Below are 14,758 nucleotides of genomic sequence, written 5' to 3'. Positions count from 1 at the left end.
TTATCATATCAGTTGTATATTGTTTAGTTTGAATGGAAAAACTAAAAAAATCAATAGTTCGTGAGTAAAATGTGGTTTTCTAAAAAGAAACCCTTTTATTTTTTGCCTTATGACTGATGATCTTTCAGTTCGTAAGACAAATATATATATGCAGTAATAATAAAACGCTTGATTTGAGGGGTGAATCAGTTGACAGGTCAAGTAGTTCAGTTTGGACGACACCGCCAACGAAGAAGTTACGCTCGTATTAGTGAAGTATTAGAATTGCCAAATCTTATTGAAATTCAAACCTCTTCATATCAGTGGTTTCTTGATGAGGGTCTTAGAGAAATGTTTAGAGATATTTCTCCAATTGAAGATTTTACAGGTAACCTTTCACTTGAGTTTATTGATTATAGCTTGGGTGAGCCTAAGTACCCTGTAGCAGAATCGAAGGAACGCGATGTTACATATTCTGCTCCACTGCGCGTAAAAGTACGCTTAGTGAATAAAGAAACAGGTGAAGTGAAGGACCAGGATGTATTTATGGGAGATTTCCCGTTAATGACAGAAACAGGTACGTTTGTTATTAACGGTGCTGAGCGAGTAATTGTTTCTCAGCTTGTACGCTCACCTAGTGTTTATTACAGTGGCAAAGTTGATAAAAACGGTAAAAAGGGTTTTACAGCAACTGTAATTCCAAACCGAGGAGCATGGTTAGAATATGAAACTGATGCGAAGGACGTAGTATACGTGCGTATCGATCGTACTCGGAAGTTACCGGTTACGGTTCTTTTGCGTTCGTTAGGGTTTGGGTCTGATCAAGAAATCATCGATTTAATTGGTGATAACGAATATATCCGCAACACCCTTGAAAAAGACAACACCGAAAGTACTGAAAAAGCACTACTAGAAATATATGAACGTCTACGACCAGGTGAACCACCTACAGTAGATAATGCAAAAAGCCTACTAGAGTCTCGTTTCTTCGATCCGAAGCGCTATGATCTAGCTAGTGTAGGACGCTATAAAATTAACAAGAAGTTGCATCTAAAAAATAGATTATTTAATCAACGTTTAGCTGAAACACTTGTTGATTCTGAAACTGGTGAAATCATTGCTGAAAAAGGAACTTTGTTAGATCGTAGGACACTAGATCGCATACTTCCTCAGCTAATTGATGGAGCTGGGTTTAAAAGCTTCCATACAATAGGTGGAGTAATAGAAGAAGAGATTTTACTGCAGTCTATTAAAATTTATGCACCTAGTGATGCAGATGGTGAGCAAGTAATTAATGTGATCGGCAATGCTTATATTGAGGAGTCTGTTAAGAATATTACTCAAGCTGACATTATTGCTTCTATTAGTTACTTCTTTAATCTATTACATCAAGTAGGAGATACGGATGATATTGACCATTTAGGTAATCGTCGTCTTCGCTCGGTTGGAGAATTACTCCAAAATCAATTCCGTATTGGGCTATCAAGAATGGAACGTGTTGTGCGTGAAAGAATGTCTATACAAGATACGAATACGATCACGCCACAACAACTTATTAATATAAGGCCTGTTATTGCATCTATAAAAGAATTCTTTGGAAGCTCTCAGCTTTCTCAGTTTATGGACCAAACAAATCCGTTAGCTGAATTAACACATAAACGTAGATTATCAGCGCTTGGACCAGGTGGTCTGACCCGTGAACGTGCCGGGTTCGAGGTCCGAGATGTTCACTACTCACATTACGGTCGGATGTGTCCTATTGAAACACCAGAGGGTCCAAACATCGGGCTAATCAACTCATTATCATCTTTTGCAAAGGTAAATCGATTTGGTTTTATAGAAACACCATATCGAAAAGTTGATCCTGAAACTGGTAAAGTGTCTAGCAAAATAGATTATCTTACTGCAGATGAAGAAGATAACTATGTAGTTGCACAGGCTAATTCAAGGCTAGCTGAAGATGGAACATTCATAGATGATGATGTATTTGCCCGTTTCCGTGGTGAAAATATTGTTGTCAAGAGTGAGCGCGCTGACTATATGGATGTATCTCCTAAACAAGTCGTTTCTGCTGCAACAGCTTGTATACCGTTCTTAGAAAACGATGACTCTAACCGTGCATTGATGGGAGCGAACATGCAACGTCAAGCTGTACCGTTGATGCAACCTGAGGCACCAAGAGTTGGTACAGGTATGGAATACGTATCTGGTAAGGATTCAGGGGCAGCTGTAATTTGTAAACATCCGGGAATAGTAGAGCGTGTTGAAGCGAAAGAGGTTTGGGTAAGAAGGTATGAAGAAGTAGACGGTCAAAAGATCAAAGGTAACCTTGATAAATATCGTTTATTAAAATTTATTCGTTCAAACCAAGGTACATGCTACAACCAACGTCCAATTGTAGCTGTTGGTAATGAAGTAAAAAAGGGAGAAATCCTTGCTGATGGACCTTCGATGGAGTTGGGAGAATTAGCGCTAGGTCGTAATGTACTTGTTGGATTTATGACGTGGGACGGCTATAACTATGAAGATGCGATCATCATGAGTGAACGACTAGTGAAAGATGATGTCTATACTTCAATCCATATCGAAGAATACGAATCAGAGTCACGTGATACAAAGCTTGGTCCTGAAGAAATCACTCGTGATATTCCTAATGTGGGTGAAGATGCACTTCGTAATTTAGATGAACGCGGTATTATTCGGATCGGTGCTGAAGTGAAGGATGGAGATCTACTAGTAGGTAAAGTAACACCTAAAGGTGTAACGGAGCTTACTGCTGAAGAACGTTTACTCCATGCGATTTTCGGAGAAAAAGCACGTGAAGTTCGTGATACTTCACTTCGTGTTCCTCATGGTGGAGAAGGAATCATCCTGGATGTAAAGGTGTTTAATCGCGAAGATGGGGATGAATTACCACCTGGAGTTAATCAGCTTGTTCGAGTATATATTGTTCAAAAACGTAAGATTTCTGAAGGTGACAAAATGGCAGGACGTCACGGAAATAAAGGTGTAATTTCAAGAATCTTACCTGAAGAAGATATGCCATATTTACCAGACGGTACGCCGATTGATATAATGTTAAACCCATTAGGGGTTCCTTCCCGGATGAACATCGGTCAGGTATTAGAATTACATCTTGGAATGGCTGCTAGAAAACTCGGTATACATGTTGCGTCTGCGGTATTTGATGGTGCTCGCGAGGAAGACGTATGGGATACATTACAAGAGGCAGGTATGGCTCGTGATGCGAAAACAGTCTTGTATGATGGACGTACAGGAGAGCCATTTGACAATCGTGTATCAGTCGGTGTTATGTATATGATTAAACTAGCGCATATGGTTGATGATAAGCTACACGCTCGTTCAACGGGTCCATATTCACTAGTAACTCAACAACCATTGGGTGGTAAAGCTCAATTTGGTGGTCAGAGGTTTGGTGAAATGGAGGTTTGGGCACTTGAAGCATACGGTGCTGCATATACACTACAAGAGATTCTAACTGTTAAGTCAGATGATGTAGTAGGTCGTGTGAAAACGTATGAATCTATTGTCAAAGGTGAAAATGTACCTGAGCCTGGTGTTCCTGAGTCATTTAAAGTATTAATTAAAGAGCTACAAAGTTTAGGTATGGACGTTAAAATGCTCTCTAGTGATGAACAAGAAATAGAAATGCGTGATACTGAAGATGATGATGATCAACAAAATGCTAGTGTATCTATAGATGAAGAAGCTCCTGTAGAACAAGAGGCAGATGCAGTGGTTAAAGAGTAGAGATAGTAAAAAGCTATACTTATTTCAAAGGGGAAATCCCCTTTGAAATTCTATATTAATACGTGTTCAAAAATGGACGGCGAAAACATCTTGTGTTAGTTTAACAATTGTTCTTCACTAGCTTTTTGAACATCTAGGTATAATTGAGTTTGGGTGTAAAGGGAAAACCTGAGACTAAAAGGGAGGTAGGCCCCTTGATAGACGTAAATAACTTTGAATATATGAAAATTGGACTCGCTTCACCAGATAAGATTCGCTCATGGTCATTCGGTGAAGTAAAAAAACCTGAAACGATAAACTACCGTACTCTTAAACCAGAGAAGGACGGTTTATTTTGTGAACGCATATTTGGTCCTACAAAAGATTGGGAATGTCATTGTGGAAAATATAAACGTGTTCGTTATAAAGGTGTAGTTTGTGACCGATGTGGAGTAGAAGTCACGCGTGCTAAAGTTCGTCGTGAACGCATGGGGCATATTGAACTCGCTGCACCGGTAACGCACATTTGGTATTTCAAGGGTATTCCAAGTCGTATGGGACTTGTATTAGATATGTCTCCTCGTGCACTAGAAGAGGTAATATATTTTGCGTCTTACGTAGTAACTGAATCAGGGGATACGCCGTTAGACAAGAAGCAGTTGCTCTCTGAGAAAGAATTTCGTGTGTATCGAGAAAAATATGGGCAAACATTCCAGGCTTCAATGGGAGCAGAAGCGATTAAAAAGCTTCTTCAGGATATTAATTTAGAAAAAGAAGTAGACAGTCTAAAAGAAGAATTAAAAACAGCACAGGGCCAGCGTCGTACTCGTGCCATCAAACGACTTGAAGTGCTTGAGGCATTTAGAAACTCTGGCAATCATCCATCGTGGATGATTTTGGATGTCTTACCAGTTATCCCACCTGAACTTCGCCCGATGGTACAGCTTGATGGTGGAAGGTTTGCTACATCAGATTTAAACGATTTATATCGTCGTGTAATAAATAGAAATAATCGCTTGAAGCGTTTATTAGATCTTGGTGCACCGAGCATTATCGTACAAAACGAGAAGCGTATGCTTCAAGAAGCTGTTGACGCACTTATAGATAATGGTAGACGCGGAAGACCGGTAACAGGGCCAGGGAATAGACCTCTTAAATCATTATCGCACATGTTAAAAGGGAAGCAGGGACGTTTCCGTCAAAACCTCCTAGGTAAACGTGTCGATTATTCAGGTCGTTCTGTAATCGTAGTTGGACCTAATTTGAAAATGTATCAGTGTGGATTACCGAAAGAGATGGCAATTGAACTGTTCAAGCCATTTGTTATGAAAGAGCTAGTAGAAAAAGGTCTTGCTCATAATATTAAAAGTGCAAAACGTAAAATTGAGCGTTTACAGCCAGAGATTTGGGATGTATTAGAATCAGTTATTAAAGAGCACCCAGTTTTACTAAATCGTGCACCAACATTGCATAGATTAGGTATTCAAGCGTTTGAACCTACTTTGGTGGAAGGTCGAGCAATTCGTCTCCATCCGTTAGTTTGTACAGCATATAACGCTGACTTTGACGGTGACCAAATGGCAGTTCACGTACCTTTATCATCAGAAGCACAAGCTGAGGCACGTCTTCTTATGCTAGCAGCTCAAAATATCTTAAATCCTAAGGACGGAAAACCAGTTGTTACACCATCGCAGGATATGGTTTTAGGTAACTACTATTTAACGATGGAACGAGAAGGAGCCGTTGGAGAAGGAATGATATTTAATGATACTGATGAAGCACTTCTAGCGTATCAAAATGGCTATGTCCATCTTCATACGAGAGTAGCTGTAAATGCAGGTACATTAAATAATCCAAACTTCACGGAAGAACAAAATAATCAATTACTTATAACAACAGTAGGTAAGTTAGTCTTCAATGAAATTTTACCTAAGTCATTTCCGTACATTAATGAGCCAACCAAGTCTAACTTAGAAGAAAAAACACCAGAGAAGTATTTTATTGAGAAGACGGTTAATGTTAAGGAAGAGATTAAAAAACGTCCAATCATTGATCCGTTCAAGAAGAAAATTCTTGGTAATGTCATTGCTGAAGTGTTTAAACGATTCAAGATCACCGAAACATCCAAAATGCTTGACCGCATGAAAGATTTAGGCTTTAAGTATTCTACAAAGGCTGGTATTACAGTTGGAGTATCAGACATTGTCGTGTTACCTGAAAAACAAGAAATATTAAATCAAGCTCAGAACAAAGTAGATACTGTCATAAAGCAATTCAGGCGCGGACTTATTACAGATGATGAGCGTTTTGATCGAGTGATATCTATTTGGAGCTCAGCTAAGGATGTTATTCAAGGGAAATTAATGGCGTCATTAAATAAGCGTAACCCAATCTTTATGATGAGTGATTCAGGTGCTCGTGGTAACGCATCTAACTTTACTCAGCTTGCAGGGATGCGCGGACTCATGGCCAACCCAGCTGGTAGAATTATTGAATTACCGATTAAATCAAGTTTCCGTGAAGGGCTGAACGTACAAGAGTACTTTATTTCTACACACGGTGCTCGTAAAGGTTTAGCAGATACAGCGTTAAAAACAGCTGACTCTGGTTACTTAACTCGTCGTCTAGTTGATGTTGCCCAGGATGTTATTGTACGTGAAGACGACTGCGGCACGGACAGAGGATTGTTTATTCGTTCATTAATGGAAGGTACTGAAGTAATTGAGAAGCTTGAAGAGCGTTTGATTGGTAGATATGCTCGTAAAGCAATTAAACACCCAGAAACAGGGGAAGTTTTTGTTGCAGAAAATGAACAAATTGATGAAGATCTTTCGCGTGTAATAGTTGAAGCGGGTGTTGAAGAAGTTTGGATCCGTTCAGCATTCACATGTAATACCCGTCATGGAGTATGTAAGAAGTGTTATGGACGCAATTTAGCTACTGGATCGGAAGTTGAAGTTGGGGAAGCTGTTGGTATTATTGCTGCTCAATCAATTGGAGAACCAGGAACACAGTTAACAATGCGTACATTCCATACAGGTGGGGTTGCAGGAGACGATATTACCCAAGGTCTCCCTCGTGTTCAAGAATTATTTGAAGCACGAAATCCAAAAGGTCAAGCGATTATTTCTGAAATCGATGGAACTGTCGTCGAAATCAAAGAAGCGCGTGATAGACAGCATGAAATTGTTATACGAAATGATGTAGAAACAAGAAATTATCTTGCACCATATAACGCAAGATTGAAAGTAGCGGAAGGTTCGGTCATTGAGCGTGGCCAAGAGCTAACTGAAGGTTCAATCGATCCTAAAGAGCTGTTGAAAGTAAAAGATATGACTGCTGTTCAGGAGTACTTACTCAAAGAAGTTCAACGCGTATACCGTATGCAAGGTGTTGAGATTGGTGATAAACATATCGAAGTAATGGTAAGACAAATGCTTCGTAAAGTACGTGTCCATAATGCTGGTGATACAAATGTGTTACCTGGATCGTTACTAGATATTCACCAATTTACAGATGCAAATGAAAAAGTGCTATTAGAAGGTAAAACACCTGCAACTGGTCGTCCAGTACTATTAGGTATTACGAAAGCGTCATTAGAGACAGATTCTTTCTTATCAGCCGCTTCATTCCAAGAAACAACGCGTGTGTTAACGGATGCAGCTATTAAAGGTAAACGTGATGATTTACTTGGGTTGAAAGAAAATGTAATTATTGGTAAATTGGTTCCCGCTGGTACTGGAATGACACAGTATCGCAAAGCCACACCAGAATTACCATCGATCATTGAAGAAGAAGCTGCAGTAATTGTTGACTGAAGTTTATAGAGGAGTGTTTGTAACCTCCTCTATAAGCAAGTTTTTTTCTTGTTGACATTTGTTGAACAGAATGTTATTATAGCAAAGGTGTTTCAAATAACCTGTTACTTTGGAGGATATTAAAGTTGTCTTATGAAAAAGTATCACAGGCAACAAAGATTATAATAGGTACAAAGCAGACGGTTAAAGCTCTCAAATCGGAAGCTGTGAAAGAAGTGATCGTTGCTGCTGATGCTGATGAACGCATAATTAGTAAAATTGTGAATGTAGCTAAAGCGAACGATGTGCCTATTAATAAAGTAGATTCAATGAAACAGCTAGGTAGAGCTTGTGGAATTGAAGTGGGAGCAGCAACAGTTGCAATTATTTATTAAAACTGTTTTTGTGGAAATATCATTTTCTACAAAAACTTTGTTTTTGTAAAAAAATGAACCACCTGGATGTGTGGTCTTAGCAACATACGGAAGGAGGAAACAAGATGCCTACTATTAATCAATTAGTACGCAAAGGTCGCGAGACGAAAGTTAAAAAATCAATGTCCCCTGCTTTGAATAAAGGGTACAATAGCTTCAAAAAGTCACAAACTAACGTTTCATCTCCACAAAAACGTGGTGTATGTACACGTGTAGGTACAATGACACCTAAGAAGCCGAACTCAGCACTTCGTAAATATGCTCGTGTTCGTTTAACGAATGGAATTGAAGTTACAGCATATATTCCTGGGATTGGACATAATCTACAAGAACATAGTGTTGTATTAATCCGTGGCGGACGTGTAAAAGACTTACCAGGGGTACGTTATCACATCGTTCGTGGTGCGTTAGATACTGCTGGTGTTGATAACCGCATGCAAAGTCGTTCTAAATATGGAACGAAAAGACCTAAAGCAGCAAAGAAATAACAACATAGTAAGAACAATGACTGAAAGGAGGAATATCAATGCCTCGTAAAGGACCCGTTGCAAAAAGAGACGTGTTACCAGATCCGATTTACAATTCAAAGCTAGTAACACGCTTAATTAATAAAATGATGGTTGATGGAAAAAGAGGAAAGTCTCAAGATATTCTTTACAAATCGTTTGAATTAGTAAAAGAACGTTCTGGTAAAGAAGCTATGGAAGTTTTTGAGCAAGCTCTTAAAAACATCATGCCAGTATTGGAAGTTAAAGCTCGCCGTGTTGGTGGATCTAACTATCAAGTACCAGTTGAGGTGCGCCCTGATCGTCGTACTACATTAGGACTTCGTTGGTTAGTAAACTATGCACGTCTTCGTGGAGAAAGAACGATGGAAGAGCGTTTAGCTAACGAAATTTTAGATGCAGCTAACAATACAGGTGCTGCAGTTAAAAAGCGTGAAGATACGCATAAAATGGCTGAAGCGAATAAAGCATTTGCTCATTATCGTTGGTAAGCCAATAAACTTGATCGACCTAATAAAGAGCAATGTGAATCATTATAAGATCTCCATTGACTCTTTGATGGTCAACTAATAATTATAATACGATACTTTATAATGGAAGGAGAAAGACCCAATGGCAAGAGAGTTCTCCTTAGAAAAGACTCGAAATATCGGTATCATGGCACATATTGATGCTGGTAAAACAACAACAACTGAGCGTGTACTTTATTACACTGGTCGTATTCATAAAATCGGTGAAACTCATGAAGGTGCATCTCAAATGGACTGGATGGAGCAAGAACAAGAACGTGGTATTACTATTACTTCTGCTGCAACAACTGCACAGTGGGAAGGTCACCGCGTTAATATCATCGATACACCAGGACACGTAGACTTCACTGTTGAAGTTGAGCGTTCACTTCGTGTGCTTGACGGAGCAGTAGCAGTTCTTGATGCTCAATCAGGCGTTGAGCCTCAAACTGAAACAGTTTGGCGACAGGCGACTACTTACGGAGTTCCCCGAGTGGTGTTCGTTAATAAAATGGACAAAATCGGTGCAGACTTCTTATATTCTCTAAGCACTATTCACGATCGTTTACAAGCCAATGCAGCTGCAATTCAACTACCAATCGGAGCGGAAGATGAATTCCACGGGATTATCGATTTAGTTGAAATGAACGCTGTTTTTTACGGGAACGATTTAGGAACTGATATAGAAGTTCGTGAAATTCCTGAAGAGTATATGGATCAAGCTGAAGAATACCGTGAAAAATTAGTTGAAGCGGTTGCCGAGCTTGATGAAGATTTAATGGAAAAATACTTAGGCGGCGAAGAAATTACTAAGGAAGAGCTTAAAGCTGCAATCCGTCAAGGAACAGTTAATGTTGAGTTCTATCCAGTAATTTGTGGATCAGCTTTCAAAAACAAAGGTGTTCAATTAATGCTTGATGCAGTTGTTGACTATCTTCCATCACCATTAGATGTTCCGGCTATCAAAGGTACTCTTCCTGATACTAACGAAGAAGTTACTCGCCCTTCTAGTGACGATGAGCCATTCTCAGCACTTGCATTTAAAGTTATGACAGACCCATTTGTTGGTAAATTAACATTCTTCCGTGTTTACTCAGGAACATTAGACGCGGGTTCATATGTACAAAACTCAACAAAAGGTAAGCGTGAACGTGTAGGTCGTATTTTACAAATGCACGCAAACTCACGTGAAGAGATATCAAAAGTTTATGCTGGTGATATTGCAGCTGCAGTTGGACTAAAAGTTACAACTACAGGTGATACGTTGAGCGAAGAGAAAAATCAAGTTATTCTTGAGTCTATGGAATTCCCTGAGCCGGTAATTTCACTTTCGATCGAACCAAAATCAAAAGCTGACCAAGATAAAATGACAACAGCACTTCAAAAACTTCAAGAAGAAGATCCAACGTTTAGAGCACATACTGACCAAGAAACAGGCCAAGTAATTATCGAAGGTATGGGTGAATTACACTTAGACATCCTCGTTGATCGCATGCGCCGTGAGTTCAAGGTAGAAGCAAATGTAGGTGCTCCACAGGTTGCATATCGTGAAACTTTCCGTGCTGCTGCAAAAGTTGAAGGGAAATTCGCGCGTCAATCAGGTGGACGTGGACAATTCGGTCACGTTTGGATCGAATTTGAGCCAAATGAAGAAGGTAAAGGCTTTGAATTTGAAAATAAAATTGTCGGTGGTGTAGTTCCACGTGAGTACATTCCAGCCGTTGGAGCTGGATTAGAAGATGCAATGGGCAATGGTGTACTTGCTGGGTATCCACTAGTTGATGTGAAAGCTGCTCTTGTAGATGGTTCTTACCATGATGTTGACTCATCTGAGATGGCCTTTAAAATCGCAGCATCTATGGCATTGAAAAATGCGATCTCTAAATGTAACCCAGTCATCCTTGAACCTATTATGAAGGTTGAAGTTGTAATGCCTGATGAGTACTTAGGAGACATCATGGGTGACGTTACATCACGTCGTGGTCGCGTTGAAGGTATGGAAGCTCGCGGTAACGCACAGGTCGTTCGTGCGATGGTTCCATTATCTGAAATGTTTGGGTATGCTACTGCATTGCGTTCTAATACGCAAGGTCGTGGTACATTCTCAATGCACTTTGATCACTACGAAGAAGTACCAAAAGCAATTTCAGAAGAAATTATTAAGAAAAATAAAGGTGAATAATTGATTTATTCCATTTATTAAAGTATAACTACTTATGTAAGAAAGAAAGTAGTTCAAGATAGCAACTACTATCTTATATAAATTATGATATGTATATTAAGGAGGATAAATTATAATGGGTAAAGAAAAATTCGATCGTTCCAAAACACATGCGAATATCGGTACAATTGGTCACGTTGACCACGGTAAAACAACTTTAACTGCTGCTATTACAACTGTTCTTGCTAAAAAAGGTGGAGCAGAGGCACAAGCATATGATCAAATTGATGCAGCGCCAGAAGAGCGTGAGCGTGGAATCACAATTTCTACTGCACACGTTGAGTACGAAACTGACACTCGTCACTATGCACACGTAGATTGCCCAGGACATGCTGACTATGTTAAAAATATGATCACTGGTGCGGCGCAAATGGATGGAGCTATCCTAGTTGTTTCAGCTTCTGATGGTCCAATGCCACAAACTCGTGAGCACATCCTTCTTTCTCGTCAGGTTGGTGTACCTTACATCGTTGTTTTCTTAAACAAATGTGATATGGTAGATGACGAAGAGTTACTAGAATTAGTAGAAATGGAAGTGCGTGACTTATTATCTGAGTATGACTTCCCTGGTGATGACATTCCTGTTATCCAAGGTTCAGCTCTTAAAGCTCTTGAAGGAGACGCTGCATACGAAGAAAAAATTATTGAGTTAATGGCTGCAGTTGATGACTACATCCCAACTCCAGAGCGTGACACAGAAAAAGATTTCATGATGCCAGTTGAGGATGTATTCTCGATCACTGGTCGTGGTACAGTTGCTACTGGTCGTGTTGACCGCGGTAAATTAAATGTTGGAGATGAAATCGAAATCATCGGTTTAGCTGAAGAGTCAAGCAAAACTACAGTTACTGGTGTAGAAATGTTCCGTAAGCTTCTTGATTATGCTGAAGCTGGAGACAACATTGGTGCATTACTTCGTGGTGTATCACGTGAAGACATTGAGCGTGGGCAAGTTTTAGCTAAGCCTGGTTCAATTACTCCACACCAAAAATTTAAAGCTGAAGTTTACGTATTATCAAAAGAAGAAGGTGGACGTCATACTCCATTCTTCACAAACTACCGTCCTCAGTTCTACTTCCGTACAACTGATGTAACTGGTATCGTTAATCTTCCAGAAGGCGTAGAAATGGTTATGCCTGGGGATAACATTGAAATGACAGTTGAGCTTATCGCTCCTATCGCACTTGAAGAAGGTACTAAATTCTCTATTCGTGAGGGTGGACGTACTGTAGGTGCTGGAGTAGTAGCTACTATCACTGAGTGATAATAGATAAGAAACAGGTTTGCGTTTATACGTAGACCTGTTTTTTTATGGAATGGTTCCTTGTTAAACAATATTAAGATCTAAAAGTCACCTAAAGGGACATTAACAAAAACTGCTAACAGTATGTTGTGCTAGAGTAATTGAAAAGAGACTGTAAGGCGTGTATACTAAGTCGTGGGTTAAAAAAATTGATAGATTAAAATTTGCTATTGCATTAGGTGCAATTTTTTTATATAATAGTGAATGTTGGTCTTTGACTGCGATGATGTGGAAGGTTGCTGACACACCCGGCCGCTTTGCCATGGCGAGTGTGGGGAAATTTCCACGGAGAATGTCTATTAAATAAAATAGGCGATAAAGGAGGGAAAATAATGGCAAAAGAAAAAATTCGTATTCGATTAAAAGCTTACGATCACCGAATTCTTGATCAATCTGCAGAAAAAATCGTAGCAACAGCTAAGCGATCAGGTGCAAATGTCTCTGGTCCGATTCCGTTACCAACTGAAAAGTCTGTTTATACGATTCTTCGTGCTGTTCATAAGTATAAAGATTCTCGTGAGCAATTTGAAATGCGTACACATAAACGCTTAATTGATATCGTAAATCCTACTCCAAAAACAGTAGATTCACTAATGCGTTTAGACTTGCCGTCAGGTGTAGATATTGAAATTAAACTATAATAAATAATAAGTTAGATAACAGGAGGTGTGACGAATGACCAAAGGAATCTTAGGTAGAAAGATTGGTATGACACAAGTGTTCGTTGGAGATGTACTTGTACCAGTTACTGTAGTTGAGGCTTCACCTAACGTAGTTCTTCAGAAGAAAACTGAAGCAACAGATGGTTATGAAGCTATACAACTTGGTTTTGATAACAAGCGTGAAAAGCTTGCTAACAAACCAGCTAAAGGACATGTTGCAAAAGCGGATACTACGCCTAAGCGCTTCATCCGTGAATTCCGCGGGCTGAACGTTGAGGAATATGAAGTTGGTCAGGAAGTCAAAGTTGACGTCTTCTCTGAAGGCGATGTAGTAGATGTTACAGGTATTTCAAAGGGTAAAGGATTCCAAGGTGCAATTAAGCGCCACGGACAATCACGCGGCCCTATGTCACACGGTTCGCGCTATCACCGTCGTCCTGGTTCAATGGGACCTGTTGATCCAAACCGTGTATTCAAAGGAAAGCTTTTACCTGGACGTATGGGTGGAGAACGTATAACTGTTCAAAACTTAGAAGTTGTAAAAATTGATGCTGAACGTAACATTTTACTTATTAAAGGTAATGTCCCAGGACCAAAAAAAGGTCTTGTAACTATTAATAGTGCGGTTAAGGCACAGTAATTTTTGTAAGAAAGGAGGAATATACCAATGCCTAAAGTAACATTATATAGCCAAAATGGTTCTACAGTAGGTGAAGTAGAGCTTAATGAATCTGTATTTGGTATTGAGCCTAACAAGAGTGTATTATTCGATGCAGTTATTATGCAAAGAGCTTCCTTAAGACAAGGAACTCACAAAGTAAAAGGTCGTTCTGAAGTACGTGGCGGTGGACGTAAACCTTGGCGTCAAAAAGGTACTGGACGTGCTCGTCAAGGATCAATTCGTTCTCCACAATGGCGTGGTGGTGGAATAGTATTCGGACCTACACCTAGAAGCTACAGCTATAAGCTACCTAAGAAGGTACGTCGCTTAGCACTTAAATCAGCACTATCAACAAAAGTGCTTGAAAATGATATCGTTGTATTAGAGAGCCTAGCATTTGAAGCTCCTAAAACAAAAGAAATGGTAAACATTTTAAACAGTCTTTCTGCAGATCGCAAAGCGTTAATCGTAACTGCTGATCAAAATGAATTCGTGACTCTTTCAGCGCGTAATATTCCTGGAGTAACAGTTGTATCTGCTACAGGTGTGAACGTACTGGACTTATTAAACCACGATAAACTTGTGATCACTAAAGATGCGGTGGAAAAAGTAGAGGAGGTGCTTGCGTAATGAAAGAACCTCGTGATATTATTAAGCGCCCCGTTATTACAGAACGTTCTACAGATTTAATGGAAGAGAAAAAATATACGTTTGACGTTGATGTGAAAGCTAATAAAACTGAAGTCAAGGATGCTGTTGAGGCAATTTTTGATGTGAAAGTAGAAAAAGTAAACATCATGAACTACAAAGGTAAGTTCAAGCGTATGGGTCGTCATAGCGGTTATACTAATCGTCGCAGAAAAGCAATTGTGAAGTTAACTGCTGATAGCAAAGAAATCGAACTTTTTGAAGTATAAGTTTACTAGTGAAGGAGGG

12 protein-coding genes are annotated in these 14,758 nt (G+C 39.5%); all 12 read left to right on the top strand.

Annotated features, from left to right (window positions below; all coding sequences use genetic code 11):
• Window positions 1-189: 189 nt before the first annotated feature.
• The 12 genes from rpoB to rplW all read left to right on the top strand — a co-directional run bounded on the left by rpoB (window position 190) and on the right by rplW (window position 14,739).
• On the top strand, window positions 190-3,750 hold the full coding sequence (gene rpoB, locus SLH52_RS20635; RefSeq protein ID WP_320211098.1) for a DNA-directed RNA polymerase subunit beta: 3,561 nt from the start codon (window positions 190-192) through the stop codon (window positions 3,748-3,750).
• 194 nt (window positions 3,751-3,944) lie between these two features.
• The gene (gene rpoC / locus SLH52_RS20630) at window positions 3,945-7,547 is read left to right on the top strand and encodes a DNA-directed RNA polymerase subunit beta' (protein ID WP_320211097.1); all 3,603 of its coding nucleotides are present in this window, start codon (window positions 3,945-3,947) and stop codon (window positions 7,545-7,547) included.
• Window positions 7,548-7,672: 125 nt separating this feature from the next.
• On the top strand, window positions 7,673-7,921 hold the full coding sequence (locus SLH52_RS20625; protein WP_320211096.1) for a 50S ribosomal protein L7ae-like protein: 249 nt from the start codon (window positions 7,673-7,675) through the stop codon (window positions 7,919-7,921).
• A gap of 104 nt (window positions 7,922-8,025) precedes the next feature.
• The gene (rpsL, locus tag SLH52_RS20620; RefSeq protein WP_320211095.1) at window positions 8,026-8,448 is read left to right on the top strand and encodes a 30S ribosomal protein S12; all 423 of its coding nucleotides are present in this window, start codon (window positions 8,026-8,028) and stop codon (window positions 8,446-8,448) included.
• Window positions 8,449-8,486: 38 nt separating this feature from the next.
• Complete coding sequence (rpsG, locus tag SLH52_RS20615; protein WP_214483859.1) at window positions 8,487-8,957, top strand: 30S ribosomal protein S7; 471 nt, start codon at window positions 8,487-8,489, stop codon at window positions 8,955-8,957.
• A 121-nt stretch (window positions 8,958-9,078) separates the two neighbouring features.
• Complete coding sequence (fusA, locus tag SLH52_RS20610) at window positions 9,079-11,157, top strand: elongation factor G (RefSeq protein ID WP_320211094.1); 2,079 nt, start codon at window positions 9,079-9,081, stop codon at window positions 11,155-11,157.
• A 115-nt stretch (window positions 11,158-11,272) separates the two neighbouring features.
• A complete protein-coding gene (tuf, locus tag SLH52_RS20605; protein ID WP_320211093.1) occupies window positions 11,273-12,460 on the top strand; it encodes an elongation factor Tu in 1,188 nt (395 codons plus the stop codon).
• A gap of 160 nt (window positions 12,461-12,620) precedes the next feature.
• Entirely contained in the window at window positions 12,621-12,806 is a 186-nt protein-coding gene (locus SLH52_RS20600; protein WP_320211092.1) for a hypothetical protein, read from the top strand.
• A 25-nt stretch (window positions 12,807-12,831) separates the two neighbouring features.
• Window positions 12,832-13,140 (top strand): 30S ribosomal protein S10, encoded by a 309-nt coding sequence (gene rpsJ, locus SLH52_RS20595; RefSeq protein ID WP_214483856.1) that lies wholly within the window; start codon window positions 12,832-12,834, stop codon window positions 13,138-13,140.
• 34 nt (window positions 13,141-13,174) lie between these two features.
• Complete coding sequence (gene rplC, locus SLH52_RS20590; RefSeq protein WP_214483855.1) at window positions 13,175-13,801, top strand: 50S ribosomal protein L3; 627 nt, start codon at window positions 13,175-13,177, stop codon at window positions 13,799-13,801.
• Window positions 13,802-13,828: 27 nt separating this feature from the next.
• Window positions 13,829-14,452, top strand: coding sequence for a 50S ribosomal protein L4 (rplD, locus tag SLH52_RS20585; protein WP_320211091.1), 624 nt, complete (start codon window positions 13,829-13,831; stop codon window positions 14,450-14,452).
• The gene (gene rplW, locus SLH52_RS20580) at window positions 14,452-14,739 is read left to right on the top strand and encodes a 50S ribosomal protein L23 (RefSeq protein ID WP_214483853.1); all 288 of its coding nucleotides are present in this window, start codon (window positions 14,452-14,454) and stop codon (window positions 14,737-14,739) included. The genes rplD and rplW overlap by 1 nt, the downstream gene beginning before the upstream one ends.
• The last annotated feature ends 19 nt before the right edge of the window (window positions 14,740-14,758 follow it).

This window comes from Cytobacillus sp. IB215665, from assembly GCF_033963835.1.
Taxonomy (GTDB): Bacteria; Bacillota; Bacilli; order Bacillales; family SM2101; genus Nanhaiella.
The sequence above is the reverse complement of the archived record's forward strand: the minus strand, read 5'-3'. Positions and strand labels throughout refer to the sequence as shown.

What these genes read in the sequence shown, in the direction of transcription:
- rpsL (WP_320211095.1), top strand. Translation starts at nt 8,026, where the DNA reads ATGCCTACTATTAATCAATTAGTACGCAAAGGTCGCGAGACGAAAGTT.
- rpsG (WP_214483859.1), top strand. Translation starts at nt 8,487, where the DNA reads ATGCCTCGTAAAGGACCCGTTGCAAAAAGAGACGTGTTACCAGATCCG.
- fusA (WP_320211094.1), top strand. Translation starts at nt 9,079, where the DNA reads ATGGCAAGAGAGTTCTCCTTAGAAAAGACTCGAAATATCGGTATCATG.
- tuf (WP_320211093.1), top strand. Translation starts at nt 11,273, where the DNA reads ATGGGTAAAGAAAAATTCGATCGTTCCAAAACACATGCGAATATCGGT.
- rpsJ (WP_214483856.1), top strand. Translation starts at nt 12,832, where the DNA reads ATGGCAAAAGAAAAAATTCGTATTCGATTAAAAGCTTACGATCACCGA.
- rplC (WP_214483855.1), top strand. Translation starts at nt 13,175, where the DNA reads ATGACCAAAGGAATCTTAGGTAGAAAGATTGGTATGACACAAGTGTTC.
- rplD (WP_320211091.1), top strand. Translation starts at nt 13,829, where the DNA reads ATGCCTAAAGTAACATTATATAGCCAAAATGGTTCTACAGTAGGTGAA.
- rplW (WP_214483853.1), top strand. Translation starts at nt 14,452, where the DNA reads ATGAAAGAACCTCGTGATATTATTAAGCGCCCCGTTATTACAGAACGT.